Origin of the sequence: endosymbiont DhMRE of Dentiscutata heterogama, from assembly GCF_002888635.2 — a bacterium.
In the GTDB taxonomy this organism is placed as follows: Bacteria; Bacillota_I; Bacilli_A; order Mycoplasmatales; family CGIF01; genus CGIF01.
The window spans coordinates 499,514-524,373 of record NZ_LN828718.1 but is presented as its reverse complement, the minus strand read 5'-3'; the positions used below and the strand labels follow the sequence as shown (position 1 = coordinate 524,373).

The window sequence follows — 24,860 nt, the reverse complement described above, 5'->3', positions numbered from 1 at the left end:
TACTTTTTCTAACAATTTTTTTCAATTTCTTTCTTTATCCAGTCAATTGTCCTTTTTTTGTTGTTATCTCCTCACCAGTCGCGGGAACAAATTCTAATTATATTTCATCCCTTATTTTCCAAAATATTTTGCCTATATTCATCTCTTTCAACATCTTCTGACCTGTGATGATAAGCCCAACCGTCACATTCGATTCCTAAGACATATGAATTGTTTTGGGAATTACGAACAGCCAAATCAATTCTGTAGCCAAAACTTCCCACTTGAGTTTCTACTTCAAAGCCCAATTTTACCAACTCTTGATACACTTCTTCTTCGAAAGGGGAGTCAAATTTATCTGCTTTTTTGTCTTTGGAGTATGATGTATTAATTATCATCGGTATTTTTTCAGCAAGTATTTGTTGTTGCTTTACTCAATCTTTTCCTTGACAGGATCAGGCGTACTCTAAATATTCTTTTAACAGTTTAGGACCGATATTTTTGCTGTTCGCAACATTCAATTCTGATGGCAAAATACTGGAAACAACTATAACTTTCTCTTTAGCTCGAGAAATAGCCACGTTCAACCTATTTTCTCCTCCTTCTTTACTCAAGGGACCAAAGAAATGAAGAAATCTTCCCTCCTCGTTTGGAGCATAACCAATAGAAAAAATAATAATATCTCGCTCATCACCTTGAACCTCTTCCAAATTTTTGATAAACAAATTATTTTTTGTTTTTCATTTTTCAATAATCTCGTCGCGACTTTCTAATAACTGTCTTTGCTTTTTATTAAAAGTAACGATTCCTAAACTTTTTTCCGTGCCAAGTAATCTTTTTTCTAACAATTCGTCAACTATATATCGTGCCTCGACATCATTTTGATTATTTATTCATTTGCCTTTTATTTTAATGAATTCAATAGGAGAGTAATTTTTCCTATCTTCATTATCCCGGACAACTTGTAAAACACCATGATAAAAGGCTTGGTTAGAAAAATCAATTAATTCGGGATATTTAGAGCGGTAATGATACAGGAGAGTTTCCTTTTGGTTGGGATTAACATATTTTTTTGCTCAGTTAAGCAAACTAAAATTGTTTCTCAAGTCATCTGGTTGTAAATTAATAGTTTTCACTGTCTGACCAATTATTTTTTCTTCCTCTTCTTCCTCTTCAAATGCTAACTCTTCATCTTCATCTAAAAGAAGTTTAAAAAAATTAGTCGGCGGTAATTGCTTTTCGTCACCAATAATTAAGCATTTTTTTGCCCTCACTAAAAGAGGGATGCTACTTTCTAGGGTTATTTGAGAAGATTCGTCAAAAACTAGTAGATCAAAACTTGGTCTGCCAAACTCGGCCACTGACGACATAACCTCGGGCGTCATTAATCAGACGGGAAAACAGTTGAGCAGTTCTGGTAATAATTTTCTTAAACGGGGAATATTTCTTTTTCTTTTTACCAATTGAATTAAAGTACCGTTAACACTTAATGATTGATGATTAATTTGTTGTTTGACTTTTAAAATCTCTTGGGTTATTCTTTTTTTTTCCTCGTTAATCGTTTTCATTTCTCGATGAATCCTATTTAGTTCCAGAAATCCTCAGTGTTGAACGTTTCCTTTCTCCTCTAGCAAACTTATTCAATTGAGGTAAACAGTTTGTTCTACAATTTTTGGGTAATCTTCCAGCCAATCGAATTCCTGAAAATTAAAGACTTTTTCCAAAAGGAACCTAACAATTTCCTGGGTGTTCTTATCAAGACTATTTACTAAATAGGAAAGACTCCCAACTGCTGAAAAATTAGTATTGACGAATTTTTGTAAACTTAACAAAAACGTTTCTTGGGAGCATTTCTGCCAAAATTCATCCAAACTTTTTATGTCTAGAAAGAAGAATAAGATTTTTAAATCTGGTCTTTGTGACAAGAAAATAAATTCATTTCTTTTCCTCTCTAATAAATGAACTGCTGCTATTTTTTTTCTACTTTCTCATACTAACTTTATTCGGAAAATTTGAGAAAGTAGTTTAGAATTCCCCATTCCCCTTAATTCTTGCAACAAAGAATAAATAATATCATTTAAATAACTTTCGTTTAAAGGGATAAAAGCAAAATTTAGTTGGTTATAAGATAAAAACAAATGCTTTAAATCCAAGCAAATTTCTTTTTGCTTTTGGATAACTTGTTTTAATTTGCCTACATAGTCTTCTAAGTTTGACTTAAGTTTGTCCGATTGTTCTTCGTTTTCTACCCACTTTATTAAAGAAATGAGTTCAGAAGTTCTTTTAGTACTTTTTGTTTCAACATAAACTTTACCCAGTAAAATACCACGCTTGGCATGAAAGTCTTTTTGAATTTTGTGATAATCTCTTAACTTTTCTAGGCATAAAGTATTCCTTTCCTCTAAATCGGTCATTTTTGCCTCGTATTCGTGATTAGCATGATACGACATTCTACTTTTTCTCGACATTTCTTCTACCTCAACTATGTGACGATAAACGTTTATGGTCTGTCCTAGTTCATTTATTTTGATTGCTGACTGCTTAATTCCAATTTTGTTTAACTTATCATGAATAACTTGCAAAGCAACATCTTTTTCGCAAACAACTGCTACTTTTTGATTATAAATTAGACAATTGCTAATTAAATTACAGATTAGTTGGGTTTTTCCGGTGCCAGGCGGACCGTCAATGCATAGGACGTTTTTGTGGAATTCGTAAAGAACTTTTTTTAGAATGTGTGACTGAGAGGGGTCACTATCAAAAGGGATATAAATTTTTTTTCTCTCGTTTACATGCTTAGAACTAGTTGAAAAGGAGCCAGTATTAGTGTAATCATCTTTCTCTTCCTTATTAGTAAGCAAATCTAACCCAGAAGAAGGATAATTTTGTAGATTATCATTTGTGCATTTTTCAATCATCTGCTCAAAATCATTAAATAGACTTAAATTGACTTCCCTGTCAATAGTTAGAACGGCATTGAAACTTATTTCTAACTCGTCTTCTTTGAATTTCTCGGTCTTATTGCTCCGTGTTAAGTACAAAAAAGACTCCAACTTTAATTCGTCGGAAGCAAAACTAGTTCCTAGCAATGTTAGTGCAGAAGTAGTCACATCAGTACTAGCCAAATCAGAAAGTTTTATGGAAGTATGATTTTGTAATAATTCTCGTAAAGTTTGCTGGGTGTCGAGAAGAAAATGCTTCAGGCTGTCTTGGGAATTATTTTCCAATTTTTCTCGGCATTTTCTAAAAGAATCCTCTTCTAATTTAAATATTTTCTTAAAAAAATATAGGAGAGTATAATTAATTTTTTTGTCCTTTTCGACAGTGATTCCCAGGCCGTTTTTTGAAATTTTAGCAGGAAAGAAAAATAAAGGGGCATTAATAACATAATTTTCAAAAAGGTATCCACGGCAAAAGAAAAGACCAAGCCAAAGACTATTCACTCCTTTTTCTAAATAAATTCTTTGAGAGTTTCCTCATAATTGTTTGACTTTTTTTCGTATTTTTTCTTTTTCTTCGGCTTTCTCCAACGAACGAAGTAAAGGGCTTAAGTCGAGAAAAATAATCTCCTTTTCTCCTTTAAGTAGCAAATTTAACTCAGAGGCAAGTCCTAAGGAAAAATTTATATTATTGGTTAATGCTAACTCGTCTATTTCTGATAAATCCCAGGTTAAATCTTTCCTTAAATACAACTTGATCTTGGGAGAATTAGCCCTCAGATCCAATAACTTGTCTCTTAATTTAGTAAGGTTAACAATTTCTGCACTTAATTCTGAATTATTCGTCATTATTAATTATTTTTTCGCTACCGTTTTAAAAAATACTATTATATATGGAAAACGAAAACAAACAAAATTTTCCTAATTCTTTTATAAAAGAGTGCGAAGATGAGTTGCTCTCTCTGAAAGAAGAAAACGAGAGACAATTAAAATTGCAAAAAAAAGAATTGGAGGAGGTGAGTAACAAAAAGTTGGAGGAAATAAAAAATCAGCAAAAAAAAGCTGATGAAGAAAAATGACGAAAAATAGAAGCAAGACTTAAAGTTGTTTATTGGTTGATAGGAACTTCTTTCCTTTTTTCAGTAATCCTCTCAATTTTAATTTTTTTCTTAGTTAAAAAATAAATAGCAAAAGGTTAATCAAATATTAGGAAGAAAAATAGTTTTTTTCTAAATAAGGGGGGGTGCGGGTTCCCTTTTTCTAATGAGTTTTAGTAGTTTATTAGATAAAACTAATAATATATTACGAGCCATAATTTTGCCCTTAAACAATCCCTTTTTTAATACTAAGAATGGCTTGTATATTAGTTAAACCTTTCTCTGCTCCTACATGCATTCCCTACTAACTTTTATTTTCAATTCCCAGGAAGAAACCCTTGTTATTAAATATCCTAACGGAAAAACAGAACAAAAAAGCCCTGATTGGCGAGATAAGTGAGATAATGCAGGCTTTAATTTAGAACCCTTAATTAACAAAAACCATTGAATACAATTTGGGAAGTGGAAAAGAAAAAAAGGAACTTCTGAAGTTTACGAATGCATTAGATTATTTTATAAAAGGGTAGAAGGAGGCAACATTACCTACTACATGCAAGAAAAGAAATTACAAGCCGTTCTAACTTTTACTATTAGCGAAAAAGACAGAGTAGAAAAAATTAGCAAGGGAAAGTGAATATATACAAATAATGATGGAGCCGGAACAAAAAGAAAACATCAAAAGTAGCGAGAAAAAAGTAGTAGAAAAGACCAAACTAATAGACAAAATTAAAGAAATTAGACCATATGAAAAACAATATGGTCAAAAAACTCTAAAAAGTTGCCGAATAACAACCGAAAAAGGAGAGAGTATGTGGTGGAATATCAGTAAGTGGGGAGAATTTAAGGGGAGTTACGGAATAGTTTATGAATTTAATCTCGAAAAAACTGGCAAATATTGGCAACTAGAAGGGAATGGTAAATACCAAGAAATAATAGAGAAGGACATCAAATGTAGCAAATGCCAAAAAGAAAAAGATAGTCTAGAATATTATATTAGTTTACATTGCCTTAAAGAAAATCATGACCAAATATATCTCTGCCCTGACTGCTTTTATAAATGCCGAAAGTGTCAAGAATCTCTTTATCAGAATTGGATTTTGTAAAACATTAGTAAAATGTATTTGATATGACAGAAGAAGTTAAAATCGCCGAAAATAAAGAAGCCGAAAAACAAGAAAAAGAAGAACATAAATGTTCTGAATCTGAATGTAATAAAGAAGCGGAACATCAAGACCAAGACAGCAAGAAATATTACTGCGATGAGCATTGGGAAGAACTAAAAACCGAAGAAAAGGCAGAAACTCCAAAAGAATCGGAAAGCAAAGGAGAGTAATTTATCAGTATATATCACTTACCCGAACGCACGAGACTTACTTAACATATGATCGATAATAATTAAAAGAGAAGAAAGTATTTTTAATACTTTATAGGAACTAAATATTTTATATATTTAAAAATAAAAAATTATGACTGAAAATAACTGAAAACAAATAATTGAAACCGGAATTCATATTCTATGGGTGTAGCAGCCCCAGCTCTGATTGTTTGGTGATTTAATCGTCCTAAACCAAAATCTAGTCCCAAAACCAGGCTAATTCGCAAAGAAGGGCAAATTGCCAAGGCTAAATTACGACATAAATGAGAATTAGAACTCTTAGAAATAGAAAAGCAAACTATTCTCAAAGAAATTGATTATGAAACCGAAAAACTTAGATGGGAAAGTGGTTTAGGGGAAAAAAGGGGTCCGGAACCAGAAAATAATTCGGATCTTTTGTCCGGTCTAAAACAACAAGGTGCTAATTTATTCCAAAAAGGGGTTGGCCAAGCAAAGCAAGTGGTGGGGGAAAAAATTAATCAGGCCACCAAAGTCGTTAATGAAAAAGCCAATCAATTTACTAAGTCTGCCAGTGATAAAATTGATGAAGTTACTGAAAAAATCAAGCCTAAAAAGGAGGAATAATTTTTAAAAATGACCAGGAATGAACAATGAAACAAAACCCAAAAAACCAGTTTTAAAACCTCTGCCAGTTGAATGTTCTTATCAAAATCGCTCCTTTTTAGGAGAATATCCCTGCCAAAAATCTTTTGAAATTAAATATAATCGTGGTTATGGCGGATATGTTAAAAGAAATATTTGAGGCTACTGAACTGAAAAAAAAGAAGATAATAACCAATATATCTGTAATACTTGCTTACTAAAAATGTATGAAGAGGACAAATATTTTTTTTGAGAAAATGTTTCAAATACAAAAAAGAGGAAAATTTTGTTTACTTATGTCAATAACGGTTCATTGCTTTTAAAAAAAAAAACAATCTACCTAATTAGTGCCATAATAGCCACAGTAGCCATCGGAGGGATGGTCTACTTGGCTTTGGCCTAAAAAAGAGGTTAAGACTGAAACCAAAAACCAATTTGAAGTTCCTCCCAAACAATAATTCTCCTAATCGTTTTGAGTTAAATAATCAAGCCAATTATGACGGGAGATACAAAAAAAATTATTGAACAATTACGACAAAAACTAATTAATTATCAGAAGGAGTTAAACACTCTTGGCAAACAGTTTTTGAAAGCGAAAAATGGCAACAAACAAGATATTGCCAGTAAAGAAAAAGAGTTGGAAGAATGAAGGAAAAAATTAGAACTTTGCCAGCAGGAGAAAAATAATTTGAAGCAAGAACTTCGTGATAAAGTCAAGGAGTTAGAACGATCAGAATTGACTAATGGCGAAAAACAAACTAAAATTAATCAAATATTAACCAAGCATAGTGAAGAATTAGAAGCGGTGGATAAATTACTGGAAGAAGAAAGGACACAATATCGTTCTTTACGGGATAAATTGATTGAGAAATTATGTGAACCCTGTTCTACTTGCCCGGAAAAAGAAAAGGCTAAAGGATATTTGGAGCAGAAAATTGTTTGATTGTTAGGAATTATTGTGATTATGTTGTTCTTTTTTCTTATATTCCATGTTTGGTTTATTAGGTAGGCTTGGGGAAAGAAAGAAAAAGTGAAGTCGGGGTGTTGTCAGCAGAAGGTTTCGGTGAGAGTTAATTAATTTGCTCCTATTTCACTCGCACTTGATAGCGATTACCCCGAAACTTATTGTCGCGAAAACATTCTTTAACTTTTTTCTTTATCTCCTGAAAAGCTTCGGGCAGAATTAATTGACCTTGCTCAACTAGTCGAGTGGTCTTGTTAAGTAGATCAGGAAATAAGTCCTGCTCAATATAAATCAAAATATTAGTTTCAACAAAATTTTTGTCTTTATAAAGACTACTAGGTTTGTTATCAGGAGAAAATTCAAACTGCTCTAAATATTCTTTGGGACGAATAGAAATTTTCAGAAAGATATAATCTCCATCCTCTGTCCCATAAACTAAAAAAGGTCTTTCATAGGTTCATTTTTTCTCACTAAAAAGCGGAATAACTAACCAAAAAATCTGACCTGGTGCTAGAATCTGTTCCATTTACTTATAATCGGGTTGCCTCGGGTAGTCAACGCGAGCAAAATTGGCGGTAGGTCTCCAAATTTTCCCGACCGCTAAAATTAATTTCGGGTTGCGAACTTTTGGCTCAAGTGGAAGACCAAGCCGGATCATGATAAGCGAACTCTTGTAAAACTCGGTCAGGAATATCTTTGAGATAACGAAAGCAGGTGGCAATGGTTTTTTGGTCCTCCTTGGCAATAGCATTTGTGTCTTGACCATTTTTTTGCAGATATAATTCTCAAAAACGAGTATAAACACTATAAACTATCACTCCATTTTCCCAAGCATATAAATTATCGCTAAACAGTGTTTTTTTTTGTTTCAGGTGATAAAATATTTGGAGCAAGTAAAGCATTTGATTTAACCGAAAATTACCCTTAATAATGGAGCGGTTAGGCATTTTTTTATTGCCAAAATATTCCCTATTGGGGTCTAATGAAAGCAAATATTTAGCAACACTTAGAGCATCGTATTGAATTGTTTTTTTATTTGTCATATTTTTGGACTATAAAATTTCCTTATTAACTTATACCTATATATGCTATTACTAAAGTAATGCAAGCATATGGTAAATAAGAAATAAAGGAAATTCAATCTATATATTATATATGTTATTTTAGAGTTTTAATATAAGTTATAACATAAACTGCAACTTAAACTTATAAAAACAAACAAATCCAACTCCCCAGACAATTAAAATTGTAATGTAGAGAAAAAAGAATAATTACAACCCTATTTACAATTGTAAAAAAAGGGGTGAAGTAGTATTAAAAAATTAAAAATGTTAATATCATGAACATCATCAAAAAATTTATCATTTATGCCGGATTAGCCCTATCCCTTTTTGGATTAGGAACAGGCTTAGCCACACAAGGAACAGGAACGGGAGTAAAAAATGGTTCTTGGATTTTGGAAAAAACTTTTGAAGCAACCAAATATGCTGGTCAAGGAATAGAAATAGCCGGTGAAAAATTAAAAGATGGTTCTCAATATTTAAATACTTGGGCCACTAATTCTTTGCGAAAAGAGGATTACCGAGAATTATATTTTGCTGAACCTTATACTTTTTCAGAAAAGATGGTAGAACAGGATTGAGTTTTGGTTAATTAAAAAGTGGTGGGTAGGCTTGTATAAAATCCCATTTGTCTGCCTACCCGCCTCTAATTTAGATTTGGAGAGACCAGTTTTGAATGAGTTGGGGTGGATTAAAAAACACCCCCTCGTTGTATTGAACTGCCGGACCTAAGTGGTTATTTAACATTGGGATGCCTGGAAAAATGGCCACTTTATTCTGGCACTTGAATATGCTACAACTAGAACAATTACAAAGACAAAACCAAGAATTAAGAAAGCAAGTTTTAGAAAATAAGTGAATTAAAAAAACTAACCGAAGAAGCCATAACAGAAGACACTATGGATGGCTATTATAATTTACTAAAAACTTTCAGAAAAAATTATGATGAACTAGTAAAAATTAAAGGGAATGAGGATAGTGCTAACAATTTCCTAGAAAGAATGATGGGAGTAGTTCGCGACAAGAAGCAGTAATCATGGATATAAGTTGTGCAAAATTAGTAGGAGGAGTGGCGGTGTTATTAACCGCCATGGGATACGGGTATAAAATACATGTTGACCGCAAAACCCTAAAGTTAGAAAAAAATGACCAAAAAGGCGAAAAGGACCATAAAAAGAATGAGGAAAGAATAAAGAAATTAGAAGCCAAAAATGGAGATGAGCAGCATCAGATAGATGAATTAAAAGAGCAGGTAGAGCAACAAAAGAGGCAGATAACCGAATTAAAGAAAATTATTGAAAAATGTAAAAGTAAATCAAAATATGAAAAATAGATAGAATATTTTCGAATATACAAAGATATGAAAAAAATCATTAAGGCAAGAGTTTAGGAGTTGACAACAGGAGGGGTGAGTGCGGAGATTGAAGTTCGTAAAAGTTAAGTAACTAGGGAATTAATGGAGATTTGTTTTTGCTTCTCTTTTCTAAATAAAAGGGGGGAGAGGATGAGCCGTTTTTTGGCTTGAAATGCCCCCAATCTCTTGTTTATACGATAAAAAGGGTGGGTCGTTTTTGCTTGAACAATTAAAAAACGCTTTTCGCCCTGTCAATCATGGCACACGAAAAAATATGAATAATGGACACAAAAAAACAATTTAAAATAACCGACAAAGAAAAATTAAAAACTAATCCACTTTTTACTATAGTTCCTGCCACAGAAAAAGCCGCTGAACATATTAGCAAACTTTATAAAACGATTGACAATTTAGAAGAGATAGTAAAAAGATTAGAAGCAAAAAATAGGAATTTGCAAGAAAGATTAAATAAATACGAACCAATACCGGAAAGTAATTGATAATTTTTTGCACCACGTTAGTTAGCATAATGAAAGAGGAATAGTTTCTTATAATTAAGAAGAAAAAAATGGTAAATAGATAATAAGTTATTTTAATTTTCTTTTCTTAATTCTTTGGAATCTTAAAAGTCTGATAATTATTACCAAAAGAACAATTATAACCACTCCGCCTATGCCAATTACTCAATATAGTTTTTGGTTGTTTGATGGGAGGTTCCGCAGGTTCTCGTTGGTTTTGCTCTCTCTCTCTCTCTCTCTCTCTCTCTCTCTCGCTAATATTTTATCGCACATTTCCATGACTTTTTGGCTTAATTGGCTATCAGGGTTTTTGGTGGTCTGTTTTTTTAATTGTTCCAACTCATTCTTTATGGTTTGATAATCGTCTGGGGTCTCTTGCGGTCTATTATTAGCCTGCTCTAACTCTGCCTGTAATTGTTTAATTTGCTGCTCTAATTCCTCTTTTTGTTGGCCGCTATCCTGGTTATTTAATTGGTCGGTCAATTCTGAAAGCTTTTGCTGTAATTGCTTTTTTTGATTTTCTTGCTGAATTTTTTCCTGGCTAGCCTGATCCACTTCTGATTTTTTGGCTATTTTAGTTTCTCAATCAGTTAAATCGTCGCCGAGAATATTTTTCAAATTAGTTAAAATTTGCTCGTTTTGTTGCTTATGGTTATCTCTTTCTTGGAGGGCGTTTTCTAAAGTTTGTATTATATCTTTCTGGTCCTCCACATTATTTAGCCAGAACCACTGCTGTTGCTCGGGTCTTTCAAAATGAAACTCTCCGGATTTTCAGAGTTCTTTTCCTTGGATAGTTAAAATTTCATTGGCTATTTTATTAGCATATTTTAAAATATCATATAAACTTATTAGAGAGCGAAGTTTATCATTCCAGTTCATTTCTGATAATTGATTATCATTAATGACCTCTCCGCTTTGGTCTCCTTCTCACTGCATAGCCCGTATGCGAGTAATTAAAAATTCTTTTGAATGTTTGTTTATTAGTTTTGCTTCCATGAGAGTTTATTTATTATATGGAGGTTAATATATGATAGTTTTTACCAAACTAGCCAAGAAGGCTCCTAACTTCTACAAGTAGGAGTTGAATTGGCAAAAATTATATTAACCATGCTTAAAACATGGTTCGGGCTAGGAACTTGATAACTAGTAATGGTTATCTAGGCTCTCCGAGAGAGTATAGCCTCGGTCATGTCAGACTTGTTCTGACCTCTACGAATCTCCCATCTTCAAATTCGTAAGAATTAAGAGGTGAGTAGTTCATTGCTATGACTAACAACAAAACCCAATTGCAAAAAGAAATTAACGAAAAAGTAAAACCAGGTCTAAAACCTTCTGACCTGAAAAAACAAAGGGCAAAGAATAGAACAGTAAAAAATAATATTCCGACTTACTCCGACCAAGGAATACCCACGCCCCCACCAACTCCACCTTTTAAACCCGTTAAGGATAATATTTCTCTAACTGACCCTGAAAACATTCACAACCCCAACTTTAACCCTTATATTGGCAAAGTTAAAGAACTCCAACAGCAAGTAAAATTTCATGCTAACCAGGCTCAAACATACTTAATTAATTTACAAAAACTAACGGCTGAAAATGATCTGTTAGAAGAGAAAGTAAAAAAAGGAGTAAATTATCAACTAGCCCAGGCTCTAAAAGAGGCTAATGAGAAAATAAGAGAACTAGAAGCAGATGTTAACAAATCTAATACTCTGATTAACGTAAAGGATGAGACAATATCCTTGTACGAGGAAATTATAAATGAATTAGGCGGCAAAAAAGGAGCAAACAACCAAAAGCACAGAAGTCAAATTTTTTCTCGCCTATTGGCTTCTAATTTGCCATCCAAAAAAATAAAAGAAAAAATAGGTGATATTTATAAAAAGTGAGATGATGACATCGCTTCTAAAATTTTGGCCCAACAAGAACAAAAAAAAATCAAGGTTTATGATGAATTAAATGTCAAGGGTTTGCCAAAGGACTGAAAAAATCAATTAAAAAAGGCAAAGGAATTAAAGAAATGAACCGAAAAGTTTCCCGATCATACTCCCGAGCAATTGTCCCGAGAAAGACATGAAAATAAGCAGAATTCTCGTCTGTTAAAAGAATGAACTGATAAATTTGCCGAAAAGAAACCGGGGGAAATAGAAAAAGAATTGAAAAATAAGGAGGCTGAAATAACTATACTAAAAAGCCAAGTAGCAGAATTAGGAGGAACGGCCGGGACTAATCCAAGTGAAAGATTAATAGAAACCAAATTACGAGAAGTAGTAATGGCTGAAGACTGAAATCTAGGATACTTAATTCAAGTGTTGACTAAATTTTTAGAATGGAAAGAGTGGGGAACTTCGGAACAAAAAAGAGCATTAGCCAAATATCAGTCAATTATCAACAAAAACATTGATTATTTATGACAAAGGGAAAAGAAAATTAGGGACAAGTACCAAGCCAGATAAAACAAGAGCGACATCACTCAGCCGAGCGTGCGTGATAAGTCAAAAATTACAGAACAAATGAAAAGTAATTGACAGTTTTGCTACCAAATATAATAATTGTGAGAATTGTCATATTACAGTAGAAAAAGGTTATATGTATGTGGTCCAAAATCAACAAACAGCTGCTATTCCCATGAATGTTTGTGTTCGATGCAAAAGCATATTAGTGGAAAATTAAGGCAATAAAAGTGACCCACCCATTTTTGCTCATATAAACAAAAGAGTTTGGAGATTTTGGGGATAAAAAATAGCAAATTGGGCCCGCCTTTCTTTTTAGGGTAAAATGTAATTGATATGAAAGAAACAAAATGGAAAATCTTAGAAGAATGACGAGCAGTAGATGGCGAAAAATGCGAAAAATGTGGGGAAGAAAAAAGTAAGGTAAGTGATGACAATATTTACTTATATAAAATAGAAAACAAGGAAACGGGAGAACAGTTAATTGTTTGCGGAAGTTGTGGTCACAAAATAGAACCAGATCCTTTCTAATAAAGAAAAGTAAAAAGCCAAATTACCACCATTAAGAAGTGGCAGAAAAAGACTAAAAATATTTTTTTAAAGCAGTATGACAGAAACCTTTAAATGCTCATGGTGTAAACATTCTCACGATATATCAGAATTAGAAGCAGTAGGGGAAAATAAACGAGCGGCTGAAACTTATTTAGAAGCCAAAAAGAAGTATGAGGATAAAAGATCAGAATTGCCATTCCGTAATGACTTAAATGAGGAAGAAAAAAGGATTAAAGATCACAAATACCAAAATCTAATCCGAAAAGCATGAGAAGAATTAAGCAATTTAAAAGACATTTGAATATGTACTAATTGTTTAAGTAGTGCCAAGAAAAAAGCCCATAAAAGTACTGGCGAAGATAAAGTCTATACGTGTGCTGTGTGTAAAAACACAATCCGGGGAAAACCGCACAAAGTTCACATCGCTAACAAAATAAGCATAGGAATAGATCCGCGAAGAATAGCCAAAGTGTGTGAGGGATGTTGAGAAAATGAAATAATTCCTGCCGATTTATACTGCCCCCGCACTAGTGACGGTCGGGATACTTGAAATCCTGGCGAAAGCAAATATGACTGTCTATGTGTAGATAAACCCAAATATAAAGGAGGAAAGTATTTAGATCAGAGAAATTATCATTACGAGGAAAGAGACAAGGATTTGGAAGGATAAAAAAAGCAGAAATATGAGATAAGATCCACAGCGACCCTGAATACGAAAGAGAGTTTGAGGAACTAGAAAAAAAATACAAAGAGAATTGGAGGTCAGAAAAAACAAAAGAGAACAAAATATCACCTAAAATTGTGTTAATAAAAACCGATCTGCCATTTATTAAAAAATGGCCCTTTACCCTTGACAAACCTTTAATAAGGATGAAAGATTGTTAATTAACACAATACAATCTAAAACTATCGCTAATAAGTACCCTGATTTCGAAAAATTTTGAGTGGGAGCGAAGATGCAAACTCGATTTTTTGCGGGCTTGCGTACTGATAACAGAGAAAGGATAATAGAATTTACGGCCAAGTGGTTCACTCAAAAAGTTTATGACAAATGAAAAAACAATGTTTATTATGGAACTCCGGAAAACTTTTTTGATCGTTTTGCTACTGAAATAGCCACTAAATTTCAAGAATTAAAAAGAAAGGAAGATTTATTCCAAAAATTATACCCCAACATTAAGTTAAAAATAGAGAAATTAATAACTTTAAAAAGCACTGATAAGACCATTGGTAACACTATTAAAGACAGGTTCCAAGATAAAAGTGTGGATAGAACCGTTGACAAAGAAAATCAACGCCAAGAAGGAGAGCGAGTAACTAGCAAAGAAACACCTATCAAAACCGTGGATATGATTGGGGGAGAATATGGCACCCATGATAGCAAAGTAATAACTGAACTAAAAAATACTCGGAGTAATTGATTATCGGCTGAAGCAACTAGAATAACGGGATTAAGAAGTTGAAATAAAGAAAAAAATAGATGAGAAATAAGACCTAATTTAGACCACGGCACTGACAAGTTAACAGAAAGAGATAAAGATCGGGATAAGGGAACACAAAGGGACAATACTACTCGCCTGAGTACCAAGGAGGAACAACCGCAATTTATTCAGCAAATGGCGAAAATTATTGACCAATGTATGTCCTTAGAAATACCAATTGCTGAATATGTGGATAGTTTTTCCCATAATTTTTATGGCTCATTTGGTGCAAGTTGTGAATGAAATCCTCTAACCGGAACTTTTGATTATAAGTCAAGCCGCGGAAAAGGAATAATAGGCATTGAAGAAGAAACTCTGGAAAGCGAGGAAGAGAAAAGGAGAAAAAAGCAAAAAGATGAATTTAAAAAATTAACCCTTGACGAATATCAATCCTTAAAAGAAAGAGGAGAACCAGTAGAAGACACGTTGGTTTTAGAGAATTTGGTAAGGAGGTATAATGAAACAAAAAGGCTCGCCTCTCGTAGTAGTACAACCAAAGAGAATAGAGAAAAAGGTATGAAAGGTCTCATTTTAGCCTTTACTGAAGAGATTATTTGGTCGGATTTAGAGAATTTCGATAAAGTAATGAATGGCATAACTGGATTTACTGAATTTAAAGCCGAATTAAGAAATCGGACTGAAGTAGCCCACTATTATCGCAGTATTGGGAAAAAAATGCCCCAAACCTTTTATTGTTTAGTAGGAAAAGCCGGAGTGGGTAAAACTGAGATCAGCAAAACCTTGGCCAAGGCTTATAAGCGTCCCATAGTCATAATTGGTATGGCTGGGCAAAATCACACCAAAGTTTTAAAAGGAATGCGACCAACTTTGGATAATGCTTCTTATGGACGAGTGACTGAAGCCTTATGTGAGCAAACTTGGGCAGTATTTAGGACTAAAAAAGAATGGCAAGAGTTATTAAATAAACTAAAAAATAAGGCCAAACCAACTAATAATCAGCAGGAACGGATGAAATATATTGAAAGCGAAATTAAAGCCATCGAGGAGCAAGAAAAGGATGGGGATCGCTTACAAACTGCTTTGAATGCGATTAATCAATATGGTTCCAAAAAAGAACAAATAATGTATCTAAACTTAAAAGAAAGAATAGGTAGATTATCCGGGAAAGTTTATGCTTTGCCAAGCCAAGCATCGATAATCCTCTTGGATGAATTTGAAAAAGTTAAAGAAGAAACAGTAATGTTCGTAGTAGGACAAATGACTGACCGAGAAATTAACTTTGCCTATTTTGATGAATTTTTAGAATGGGATGTCGATTTAAGCCAAACTATAATCATGCTGACGGCTAATTATTGAGATAGAGTGCCTGACTTTGTTCGTTCTCGTTGCAAAAGGGTTAATATTCAATTATTAAAATTTGAGGAAAGACTAGAAATTTTAAAAAATAGAAGAGATGCTTTTGTCCGAGAATATTTTCCCAGTAATATTAGAGGAACAGAAAGCATAAATGGCATAGAGATAAAGTATGATGAGGATGAATATAACAAAAGATATGAACCGAATAATTTTACTCCCGACCAACAACTAATAAGAGAAAGGATAAATGATAATTTTTTGAAAATGTGCATTACCGAAGAATTTGGAGTGCGGGGAGGAATTATGAATTTAGTGACTGTTTTTGACTTCCTAATTACTTTTAAAGTACGAGGATTATTTAATCAGGCTCCTTATTTAGACCAAGTTGCAGAAAAAGAATATGTAACCAACCCAAGCGGGGAAGGAACCCTTAACCTAACTTATGAAATTAATGGAACTTATTATTTATTGCCTTTAACCCAAAAAAGGGATGTTGAAGAAGTAAAGGATAAAAATGGCCGAGTAACAGGTTATGAAAGTGTACTAAATTTAGTGACTGACTGGCAAAAATATGACTGAAAAGAACAAAAATGAGAACCGGGCTATAAAAAGGATTGGAGACCAGAACTGGTAGAAACTCCGGAAGAAGAAAGTGAGCAAAAAGAAAGAATAGCAATAAATTATGAACAATCAGACTATCGAGGAATTGAAATTGCCAAAGTTCGCACTCACGATTTACTAAATGAGGAAAGGGGATATTGAATTGATTTTGCTAGAGAAGAGGATATTTATGGGGAGGAAATAAAAAGATTATGAATTAGCAAGATAGTTGCCGAAGAGTTGAAAATTAACCTTACTTCTACTGACTTCAAACTTTATTTCTTGAAAGATTTCCTAAAAACGAGAGCAAAAAAAGATAAATTGGAATTAAAAGTAGAAGAACGTGTGCAAAGAATTCTTATCCAAGAAGAATATGATTCGCTGTTAAGACAAATTTAACAAGAAATAGGTAAATTAAAATTAGGGCAACAAGTAGCCCAAATAGAAACGCCTCCCAAAAAATAAAAAGAGTAGTCAAAGAGGGAACTAGAGTGCAAAATAAAATCTCGCTACCAAATAAAAAAAAATAAGCGAGGGAAACAAAAATTATTAAAATTACTATATATTATATAACAAAAACATAAAAATTACAAATATATGTCAGAAGTTGTAAAAAAATGTTCAAGTTGCCAAAATGAAATTCCAGTAGGTAAATATTATGAACTCTACAAGGAGAATGACAAAGTGGGGGATTATTGTTTTCCTTGCTGAACCAGGAAACAAGTCGAATGCGAATCATTAATCAAGCAAGGATTATTGAAAGTGCAAGAGAGAGAGCAGAACAAAGATGGTAATTACCACGGAACAAAAGACCCAAAAAATGAAGGAATTCCAGTTAGAGAGGGAGATAATGAACCCGAAGATAAAAGCGACTTAGAAAGAAGATATTGTGAAAAATGCGACAAATGGTTAAATCATCCTGCTTCTTATGACAAATATAGTCATTATAATGGGGGATTTTGGGAGAGTTGAATGGTATGCCGAACTTGTCAAACTAGGAAAGATTTCTCTGTCACTGACTCCAGACAAACTCTTCACTGTTCTTATTGTGCAAAAAGGGTTAGAAGCACGGGAGAAAAAGAACCCAAAACTAATATGGAAAGAATGCTCGCTTTCCATAATACTGCCAACAAAGTTAACCACGATTGCGAAGCGAAATGTTATGAATGTGGAACAAAATTTAAACCAACTGACGCAACTGTTGGTCTGCTATTGGATAAATATGGCCGCCCTTATTGTATAAATTACCGAATAAAAAACCTAGAAGAGGGGGACTTTATGAGTGGCAAGATTAAAGAGGAGGATAGAATTATAATAGACAAATTAAAGAAAATAAAAGGCAATTCTCCAACTAATTCAAACGATAGCAACGGCGAAGACAGTGATAATAATAACGATGGAGAAAATGGAAATCAAAATGACAATCAGACTAGCCAAGCAAATCAAACTTTTTTACCTACTTTAATCCAAATTCAGCAATATTTTATTGCCAATAATATTCATTCAATTACTCAACAGGCTGATGGAAGTTTATTAATTTCTTTCAAACAAACTAGTACTAATAGTTCACCTCCTCAAACTATTAGTAGCGAGGAATTAACTGATGAAAACAATGCTGGTATGGATAATGAACAAAGAACTATGTGACAAAGATTTAAGGATTATTTACAGAAAATAGGGAAAAATAAAGTGGATGAAAAAGAATTAGAGCAGAAAATTACGCAGTTACGACAAGTAGGTAAGCAAGATAATAAGTCCAGTAAAATGCCTTGGGTAATTGGGGGAGGAGCAATTGTTTTTGTTGGAATTTTAATTACTATCATCTTGATGAGAAATCGTCAGAAAAGAAAAAAATATTAAATTGCCTATGGTCGAAACGATAGTAAATAGCAAATTAGAATAATTTTAAAATCAATTGCTACCTGGTTTGCTATATAAAGGGCTTAATTACCGAGTAGTGATTGGAAAATTTAAACTAACTAACACATTTAATAAAAAAACATGGTAAACGAGCCTATCAAATTAGAAAATAATCTCAATCTCTACAGTGGAGATATCGTTACAATTAACAATAGCAATCCCTTGCTAGTAGAAGTAGATGATGCCGAGAAAAACACAATTAAATTAAGAAATATTAAAGATAATGATTATCTTTCCAAAAAGACGAATAAATCCTTGACAAATCTTTTATCAAAATCACGAAGTTTTTCAACCGATTTTGAAAATGCTCTGATTTTCATTGTTAAACAAAATAGTGATGGTAGAATGAGTTTGCAAAGAAAAGATAAAAAAGATGAATACCTAGAAGTAAATGACAAAAAATTTTATTTATCACCCGAAGAAAAATGATTGATTATTATTAAACAACAATCCACGGAAAATATTGCCAACTATGAAGAAACAATAGAGGATATCGAACTTTATGAAGATAGAAAAAAGGAAATTAAATCTGAAAAGGTGTTAACTGATGCTCCTCAGTGTTATGATAATAAAAGCGGAAATACTTTGAAACATACTTTTAAATTTACTGAATCAATCCAAAAAGAGTACAACTTTACTTTATCTACTGATTTTACTTGAGGGGTTTCGGCTGATCTTAAATTAGCTCCCTCGGCTGTTGCTACAATAGGAGTCGGTGGGAAATTTGAAAAAAAATCTAGTACTTCTAACACTATTAAAAATACTGAAACTAGGACTTTTGAAAAAAGTTTTGACATTCCTTGTTCGCCATGAAAAAGAACACGAGTTAAATTAGAAGCACAAAAAGTTAAAATAGTTACTCCTTGCAAAGTAAGTATTAAGAGAATGATTGGTAAAAGGAGTTATGAATACTTGACTGATGGTGAATACGTTCATGATGATTATTCTGAATCTAATTATTCTCATGAAGAAATCACTACTAGAAACATTCTAATTGTTGGCTGAACTGGAAGCGGTAAGTCAACATTAGCCAATGTGTTAAGTAGCAGTAAAGACTTCATAGAAAGCAATAAATCAACACCGGAAACTAAATGGGGCAGACCAAGTAGTGAATTTGAATGAAAAGGAAATTACTACTGCGTGATTGATAACATTGGTTTTGGTGATACCGAAGTGAATGAAAAAGAAGAATTAATTAGAATTGGTAAAGCGATTAGTGAAGTTTCTCAAGGACTAAGTCACGTATTATTTGTCTATAAAAAAAGGTTTTCTGATAAAGAAAAAGAAGCGTTTGGTAAGTTAAATGCTTTGAAAATTACTGAATCCCTTATCACCATAGTAAGAACTAATTTTGATAATTTTAAAAGTAAAGAGAGGCGTGAAAATGACATAAAATCATTGAAGGAGGAAGACTTGGGGATTAAGCAAACGATCAATAGTTGTCGAGGTCTTCTGCATGTTAACAATAATAACGATAAAAATCGCAACACTTCACGGGAAATAGTATTAGATCATTTACATGATAGTTGTGAAAGAAATCCTTTTAAACCAGAAGAATGAGAAAAAATAGAAGATATTAAAACTTTAATTGAGAATTATTTTGCAGAGAAAGAAAAGTTAGAAAAAGAAAAAGATCAAGCAGACACCATCCAGAAAGAAGAGGAAATTAAACAACAAATTGATGATCTAGAAACTAATACAGCTGAACAAGTGAGAAAAGAAATTCAAGAAAATGAAATCTTTCAATTAGCTCAAATAATTCAAGAAGCAAAGTAGATTTGAGAAATAAATAAAAAAATCATGCTACCAAATAATCAAGAATCAAAAAAAAAGAAAGGTATTAAAAAAATATTCGCTTTTTTTAAAAGCAAAAAAAAAGATAAAGACACTAGTGATAATTTAAGCGAAATAGAAGAAATTTCTACTCCTAAAACACAAGAACCGCTTCCCAATCAAACACCAGAAAAAAATATTAGCGGCAAAACAATAATCTTAATTGGCAGTACTGGTAGTGGTAAGTCTACCTTAGCTAATGTAATTAGTGGAACTGAAAAATTTATCGAAAGCGGATCAAGCATTAGTGTAACTAGAGAAGTTCAAAGAGAAGAATTTACTGAAAGTGGTATCAATTATGTAGCAATTGACACGGTAGGAATTGGTGATACTCAATTAAAGAGAGAAGAGGTGTTAGACAAACTAGCTGAAGCGGTTTACTTAGCACGGGAAGGCATTAGTCAAGTAATCTTTGTTATTAGTGGTCGTTTTGATGAAAAAGAAATAGCAAATTATAGTTTATTAAAGTCAATCATTTTTGACAATTCAGTCGTTAATCACACTACTGTTATTCGAACTAATTTTTCCAATTTTGGAAGCGAGGAAGAATGCAAGGAAGACAAAAAATCTTTACTCACTCACAAAGAACTTAGCAAAATAATTAACTCATGCAACGGTATCGTTCATGTTGACAACCCCTCTTTAGATCTTGATATTATTGATGATGAAGATAAAAAAGAAATTGAAGAAAGAAAAATAACAAGAAGCAAATCTAGAGAAATATTACTTAAACATTTAAAAAAAGTTTGCCAAAATCAAGAATCTCCTTACCAACCTTCTAAATTGCAAAAACTAAGTGATGATATTTTTTCTTATATGGAAGAAAAGATCAGAAAGAGAAAAGAATTAGAAGAAAAAAGGAAAAGGTTGGGTCTAGAAATTAAAAGAAAGGAAGAAGTTAAAGTAACTAATATTCAAGTTTCTACAGCAATTAAAAATGATGAAAATGATTTTAAGGGAATTTCTCAGTCAGGTACAGAAAGTAATGAAACAAAGTTGCTCTCTCAACAAGAAGAAAAAACACCCGTACTTAAAATTTTTTCAGCCGTTAGAAAATCACTTGAAAGAAGCGGGGATATAAAAACCAACCTTAAGAAAAGAACTGACATATTACGAGAAGAAATAAAAGAGTTAGAGGAGGTTAAAAAATTAAAAGAAGAGATTGCTGAAAAAGAAGAAACTATTCGGAAAGAAGTCTTAAAACACATTTTTAATAACTATAATGAAATTGCTGAGGTAGCAGGAGGCAATACTTTTATTAGCAGTATTGTTGGAGATAGCGTTGATCTTTCTAATATAGATAATAATTTTGATGAATTGTGAAATCAACTGCAAGAATTGGAAAAAAGTTCGGAGGATAAGGAAGATCTGATGATTTTATCATTAGAGGAAATTGAAGTTGAAACAGAAAAGAGAGAACGAGAATTAATCGAACTAAACAAACAATTGCTAAATTATAAAGAGGTATTTGGAGAATGACAAAAACAAGGATTTAGCATTGAAGAAGTTAATGAATGGGCTAATGCTTTGAGAAGAAGTTTTAATCCGGAAAATGATGCTCTTTTTTGTGCCTGATTGAGAGATGATAAGAAATTAACTACTAAAGTAGTGTTAAATTATGTTATTGAAAGCATTAAACAATTAAAAGAAGAGTATTATTCTGAAAAAGTTAAAAAAGATTTTGAATTACTTTTAAAATCTGCGGAAAGTGGAGATAGTTTGGCACAATATAAACTTGGTGATTGTTATTTGGATGGTATTGGAGTAGAAAAGGATGAATATAGGGCATTCGTGTACTATATGAAATCCGCCGATATGGGCAATTCTAATGGAATGCTTAAGGTTGGTGATTGTTACCAGTACGGAGCTGGTGTTGAAAAAGATAAAAAGAAAGCTTTTGATTATTATTTGAAAGCAGCTGGTTTAGGAAATCAGAAAGCGATGAATGATGTTGGGAATTGTTATCAGCATGGAATTGGAGTAGAAAAAAATTTTCAGAAAGCATTTGAATATTATAAGAGACCGGCTGATTTAGGTAATGCTTCTGCAATATGTAATGTTGGTCATTGCTATGCAAATGGAAAAGGGGTTTATCGAGATTATAATAAAGCATTTGAATATTATAGAAAGTCTGCCGATATGGGTGTTAAAGAAGCAATGCATAATATTGCTCGATTCTATCGAAATGGTATCGGTACGAAAAGAGATATTCAGAGTGCAAATTATTGGTTTAGAAAATATAGAAGTCTTTTGAAAACTAATAAATCGCCAGATCATATCAATCTTGAACTTAAGAGAATATTAGATGATGAGAGATTTAAATTATCTTGGATTGATTATAATGACTTCAGAGATATCAGGAAAATAGGAAAAGGAGGATTTGCTACTGTATATTATGCAAATTGGTTCGATAGAATTAATGGTACATGGAATGATGTTGCACTTAAAGTGATTCATGATTCAAACAAAAATGAACAAGAATTTATCCAGGAATTGAAAAATCACTGTGAAATTGGTTACGAGAATCCTTCGTTCTTGAACTATTTTGGAGTGTCGAGAAATAATTATGGTGATTATATTATTGTTATGGAAATTGCACTAAAAGGTTCGTTACGACAAAATCTTGTAGAAGTATCACGATTAGAATGGAAAGATAAGTTGAATCTGTTAAATTGCATCGCTTCTGATCTTGAGGCAATTCATTCACAAGAATTAGTTCATCGAGATTTGCACTCTGGTAATATTTTACAAGATTATTTGCATAGTGCACATATTGCTGATCTTGCACTTGCTAAAGTAAAGGAGGGAAAAATTTGTGGAATTCTTCCGTATATAGCACCTGAGATTTTAGTAGGTCAACCGTATGCCAAAGCATCAGATATTTATAGTCTTGGAGTTATCGCGACAGAGATTTCGACTGGACAAAGGGCATTTGATGGAATTCCGTTTAGTGACGACCTTACTTTAAGAATTATAAATGGATTTAGACCGGAATGTTTAGGACCTGATTGTTATATTAATTTAGCTATGAAATGTATGGATAAAGATTTTGATAAAAGACCTACAGCAACAGAAATAGTTGAAATAATCGCTCGATGGTTAGATGAAATGGATCAAGAAGATGATAATGAAATCAAAAAACAATTTTTAGAGGTCAATAGAATTAAACCAGAACCAATTAAACAAATACATTCTCAAGACGTGTATGATTCTGACATATATGATACTGAATCTGAAACTGCAATTTCAGAACCTATTAGTCTTGTGGAAATTTCTGATGATGATGAATCTGAGTACCAATCTCAAGTAGAAGTCCTCCTAAAGTAAATAATTACTACTTTTCTTAAATTTATTTTCCGCTGAAAAGTTAAAAAGATTCGGTTAATTGCGAACCAAAGTAAACCAAAAGCGGAAATTAATTATTAAAATAGTAGTAACAAAAAGGGGAACTTATTTCCCCTTGTCTAATAAGTTTGATAGTTTATTCGGTAGACAAAATTACTGGTTCTAAAACGTGATAAATCTTTTTCCACTATCAGGATATACCTCTCGAAAGTAAGGAAGAAAAGATCATAAAGAAATTAAAGTCATCAGTATTAATGCTTTTATTACGAAAAAAAGAGGAAAAATAGGCTATGGTTAACAAAAAAAGTGCTGTGAAAAATATTCTCCGACCCAAGAAATTTGTTAGTGAAACAGAAATGGAAAACTTTTTTGCTGAAAATTTGAGATATTTTTTCCCCAACTTGATTCATATAAAAAACCAATGACCGATACCTGAACACAATCGCAACAATAAAGACAACATTGTTGATGCTTTAGCTGCTTATCAAAAAAGGGCAAAAAAAACAAAACCAGTACTTATAGAATACAAAAGAAAAAATGATTCAGATCCTATAACACAAATATTAAAGTACAAAAGAGAATTAGAAAGCAACCATACAAATTACTATGCCATAAAAGATACCGCACTTCGTTTGAAAGTTAAAATCAAATGAAATGATGACAGTAGTGCAAAAGATAATTTGAAAAACATAATACTTATTTGCATAGTTGATTGCTATAGCTTTCATAAAGGCGGGCATGGCAATGATCATTTAAGAACAGATGCTGACAAAGATGGAGTAATTTTGGTAGAGGCTAGGAGATATGAAGACAAAGAAAATTTATTTGCTTTAATCTCTTTGGTCAATAGGGAGCAAAAAAGAAGAAATGAAGCACAAGAGATTTTGGGGGTAGAAAATAAAAGTTTTATTGTTATTATTCCCAAAACTAAACAACTGAAAAAACCCCCAATAGATAAAAAATCCAAAACCAGCGACAATGTGCAACCGAGCGTGCGTGATAAGAAAGAAAACGACACTAAAAATGTTGAAAGTGAAAAAACCAGCATTGATAAATTTTTAGATGAAAATAATCTCGATCGGTGAATTAGAGAAGAAATAGAAATAATTGACAAATTTATTCGTTCATTAGACAAAAAAGAAATAACTGGAAAAGCGACTCAACCACAGCCATCAGGAAAACACAGGTGTTTCACTTATGATAAGAAAAATCAGAAATCTTTTTTAGGCATTGAACCATTAAAAAGTGAAATCAGCATATTTTTAAAAAAAATGAAAGATCAAGAAGTAGTTGATAGCATTTGAAAACCAAATGATAAACGTGGCTATTACTCGGGATTTGCTTGAAAAACTATTGTAAAAAATAAAAAAGACAGACAAGAAATTCTACAATCAATTAAAAACTACTTGAATAAAATCAAAGAAAGACATAAAGCAAAATAGAGCAAAAACAACAACAACAACAACAAC

At 32.5% G+C, this 24,860-nt stretch carries 24 protein-coding genes; 20 read left to right on the top strand and 4 right to left on the bottom strand.

Annotated elements, in window-relative coordinates; all coding sequences use genetic code 4:
• Window positions 1–8: 8 nt before the first annotated feature.
• Entirely contained in the window at window positions 9–3,767 is a 3,759-nt protein-coding gene (locus tag DHMRE_RS03225; RefSeq protein WP_322632267.1) for an AAA domain-containing protein, read from the bottom strand.
• A gap of 44 nt (window positions 3,768–3,811) precedes the next feature.
• Here DHMRE_RS03225 and DHMRE_RS03220 point away from each other — a divergent pair, with 44 nt between their 5' ends.
• The 7 genes from DHMRE_RS03220 (at window position 3,812) to DHMRE_RS03190 (ending at window position 7,002) form a co-directional block, all read left to right on the top strand.
• A complete protein-coding gene (locus DHMRE_RS03220) occupies window positions 3,812–4,102 on the top strand; it encodes a hypothetical protein (RefSeq protein WP_322632266.1) in 291 nt (96 codons plus the stop codon).
• Window positions 4,103–4,307: 205 nt separating this feature from the next.
• Window positions 4,308–4,700 (top strand): hypothetical protein, encoded by a 393-nt coding sequence (locus DHMRE_RS03215; RefSeq protein WP_322632265.1) that lies wholly within the window; start codon window positions 4,308–4,310, stop codon window positions 4,698–4,700.
• Entirely contained in the window at window positions 4,666–5,118 is a 453-nt protein-coding gene (locus DHMRE_RS03210; protein WP_322632264.1) for a hypothetical protein, read from the top strand. Before DHMRE_RS03215 ends, DHMRE_RS03210 begins: the two co-directional genes overlap by 35 nt.
• Window positions 5,119–5,141: 23 nt before the next feature.
• Entirely contained in the window at window positions 5,142–5,348 is a 207-nt protein-coding gene (locus DHMRE_RS03205) for a hypothetical protein (protein WP_322632263.1), read from the top strand.
• 183 nt (window positions 5,349–5,531) lie between these two features.
• Window positions 5,532–5,975, top strand: coding sequence for a hypothetical protein (locus DHMRE_RS03200; RefSeq protein ID WP_322632262.1), 444 nt, complete (start codon window positions 5,532–5,534; stop codon window positions 5,973–5,975).
• 19 nt (window positions 5,976–5,994) lie between these two features.
• Window positions 5,995–6,396 (top strand): hypothetical protein, encoded by a 402-nt coding sequence (locus DHMRE_RS03195; RefSeq protein WP_322632261.1) that lies wholly within the window; start codon window positions 5,995–5,997, stop codon window positions 6,394–6,396.
• Window positions 6,397–6,489: 93 nt separating this feature from the next.
• Window positions 6,490–7,002: a hypothetical protein gene (locus tag DHMRE_RS03190; RefSeq protein ID WP_322632260.1), complete on the top strand. Its 513-nt coding sequence runs from the start codon at window positions 6,490–6,492 to the stop codon at window positions 7,000–7,002.
• Window positions 7,003–7,078: 76 nt separating this feature from the next.
• Here the strand turns inward: DHMRE_RS03190 and DHMRE_RS03185 are convergent, their stop codons facing one another.
• On the bottom strand, window positions 7,079–7,483 hold the full coding sequence (locus DHMRE_RS03185) for a hypothetical protein (RefSeq protein ID WP_322632259.1): 405 nt from the start codon (window positions 7,481–7,483) through the stop codon (window positions 7,079–7,081).
• A 4-nt stretch (window positions 7,484–7,487) separates the two neighbouring features.
• On the bottom strand, window positions 7,488–8,000 hold the full coding sequence (locus DHMRE_RS03180) for a hypothetical protein (RefSeq protein ID WP_322632258.1): 513 nt from the start codon (window positions 7,998–8,000) through the stop codon (window positions 7,488–7,490).
• Between the two features lie 296 nt (window positions 8,001–8,296).
• Between DHMRE_RS03180 and DHMRE_RS03175 the strand changes: the two genes are divergently transcribed.
• The 4 genes from DHMRE_RS03175 to DHMRE_RS03160 all read left to right on the top strand — a co-directional run bounded on the left by DHMRE_RS03175 (window position 8,297) and on the right by DHMRE_RS03160 (window position 9,875).
• The gene (locus DHMRE_RS03175) at window positions 8,297–8,614 is read left to right on the top strand and encodes a hypothetical protein (protein WP_322632257.1); all 318 of its coding nucleotides are present in this window, start codon (window positions 8,297–8,299) and stop codon (window positions 8,612–8,614) included.
• A gap of 303 nt (window positions 8,615–8,917) precedes the next feature.
• The gene (locus DHMRE_RS03170; protein WP_322632256.1) at window positions 8,918–9,052 is read left to right on the top strand and encodes a hypothetical protein; all 135 of its coding nucleotides are present in this window, start codon (window positions 8,918–8,920) and stop codon (window positions 9,050–9,052) included.
• 2 nt (window positions 9,053–9,054) lie between these two features.
• The gene (locus DHMRE_RS03165) at window positions 9,055–9,351 is read left to right on the top strand and encodes a hypothetical protein (protein WP_322632255.1); all 297 of its coding nucleotides are present in this window, start codon (window positions 9,055–9,057) and stop codon (window positions 9,349–9,351) included.
• 302 nt (window positions 9,352–9,653) lie between these two features.
• Window positions 9,654–9,875 (top strand): hypothetical protein, encoded by a 222-nt coding sequence (locus DHMRE_RS03160; protein WP_322632254.1) that lies wholly within the window; start codon window positions 9,654–9,656, stop codon window positions 9,873–9,875.
• Window positions 9,876–9,959: 84 nt separating this feature from the next.
• Here the strand turns inward: DHMRE_RS03160 and DHMRE_RS03155 are convergent, their stop codons facing one another.
• A complete protein-coding gene (locus DHMRE_RS03155; protein WP_322632253.1) occupies window positions 9,960–10,886 on the bottom strand; it encodes a hypothetical protein in 927 nt (308 codons plus the stop codon).
• Window positions 10,887–11,155: 269 nt separating this feature from the next.
• Between DHMRE_RS03155 and DHMRE_RS03150 the strand changes: the two genes are divergently transcribed.
• The 9 genes from DHMRE_RS03150 to DHMRE_RS03110 all read left to right on the top strand — a co-directional run bounded on the left by DHMRE_RS03150 (window position 11,156) and on the right by DHMRE_RS03110 (window position 24,833).
• Window positions 11,156–12,346 carry a hypothetical protein gene (locus tag DHMRE_RS03150; protein ID WP_322632252.1) on the top strand — a complete coding sequence of 397 codons (1,191 nt, stop codon included), beginning with the start codon at window positions 11,156–11,158 and terminating at the stop codon, window positions 12,344–12,346.
• A 31-nt stretch (window positions 12,347–12,377) separates the two neighbouring features.
• Window positions 12,378–12,563 carry a hypothetical protein gene (locus DHMRE_RS03145; protein WP_322632251.1) on the top strand — a complete coding sequence of 62 codons (186 nt, stop codon included), beginning with the start codon at window positions 12,378–12,380 and terminating at the stop codon, window positions 12,561–12,563.
• 116 nt (window positions 12,564–12,679) lie between these two features.
• A complete protein-coding gene (locus tag DHMRE_RS03140) occupies window positions 12,680–12,874 on the top strand; it encodes a hypothetical protein (protein ID WP_322632250.1) in 195 nt (64 codons plus the stop codon).
• Window positions 12,875–12,950: 76 nt separating this feature from the next.
• Window positions 12,951–13,565, top strand: a complete 615-nt coding sequence (locus DHMRE_RS03135) for a hypothetical protein (RefSeq protein WP_322632249.1) — start codon at window positions 12,951–12,953, stop codon at window positions 13,563–13,565.
• A gap of 166 nt (window positions 13,566–13,731) precedes the next feature.
• Complete coding sequence (locus DHMRE_RS03130; RefSeq protein ID WP_322632248.1) at window positions 13,732–16,692, top strand: hypothetical protein; 2,961 nt, start codon at window positions 13,732–13,734, stop codon at window positions 16,690–16,692.
• A gap of 198 nt (window positions 16,693–16,890) precedes the next feature.
• The gene (locus DHMRE_RS03125; protein ID WP_322632247.1) at window positions 16,891–18,153 is read left to right on the top strand and encodes a hypothetical protein; all 1,263 of its coding nucleotides are present in this window, start codon (window positions 16,891–16,893) and stop codon (window positions 18,151–18,153) included.
• Window positions 18,154–18,294: 141 nt separating this feature from the next.
• The gene (locus DHMRE_RS03120) at window positions 18,295–19,989 is read left to right on the top strand and encodes a GTPase (protein WP_322632246.1); all 1,695 of its coding nucleotides are present in this window, start codon (window positions 18,295–18,297) and stop codon (window positions 19,987–19,989) included.
• Window positions 19,990–20,013: 24 nt separating this feature from the next.
• Complete coding sequence (locus DHMRE_RS03115) at window positions 20,014–23,373, top strand: protein kinase (RefSeq protein ID WP_322632245.1); 3,360 nt, start codon at window positions 20,014–20,016, stop codon at window positions 23,371–23,373.
• A 308-nt stretch (window positions 23,374–23,681) separates the two neighbouring features.
• Window positions 23,682–24,833, top strand: coding sequence for a hypothetical protein (locus DHMRE_RS03110; RefSeq protein ID WP_322632244.1), 1,152 nt, complete (start codon window positions 23,682–23,684; stop codon window positions 24,831–24,833).
• The last annotated feature ends 27 nt before the right edge of the window (window positions 24,834–24,860 follow it).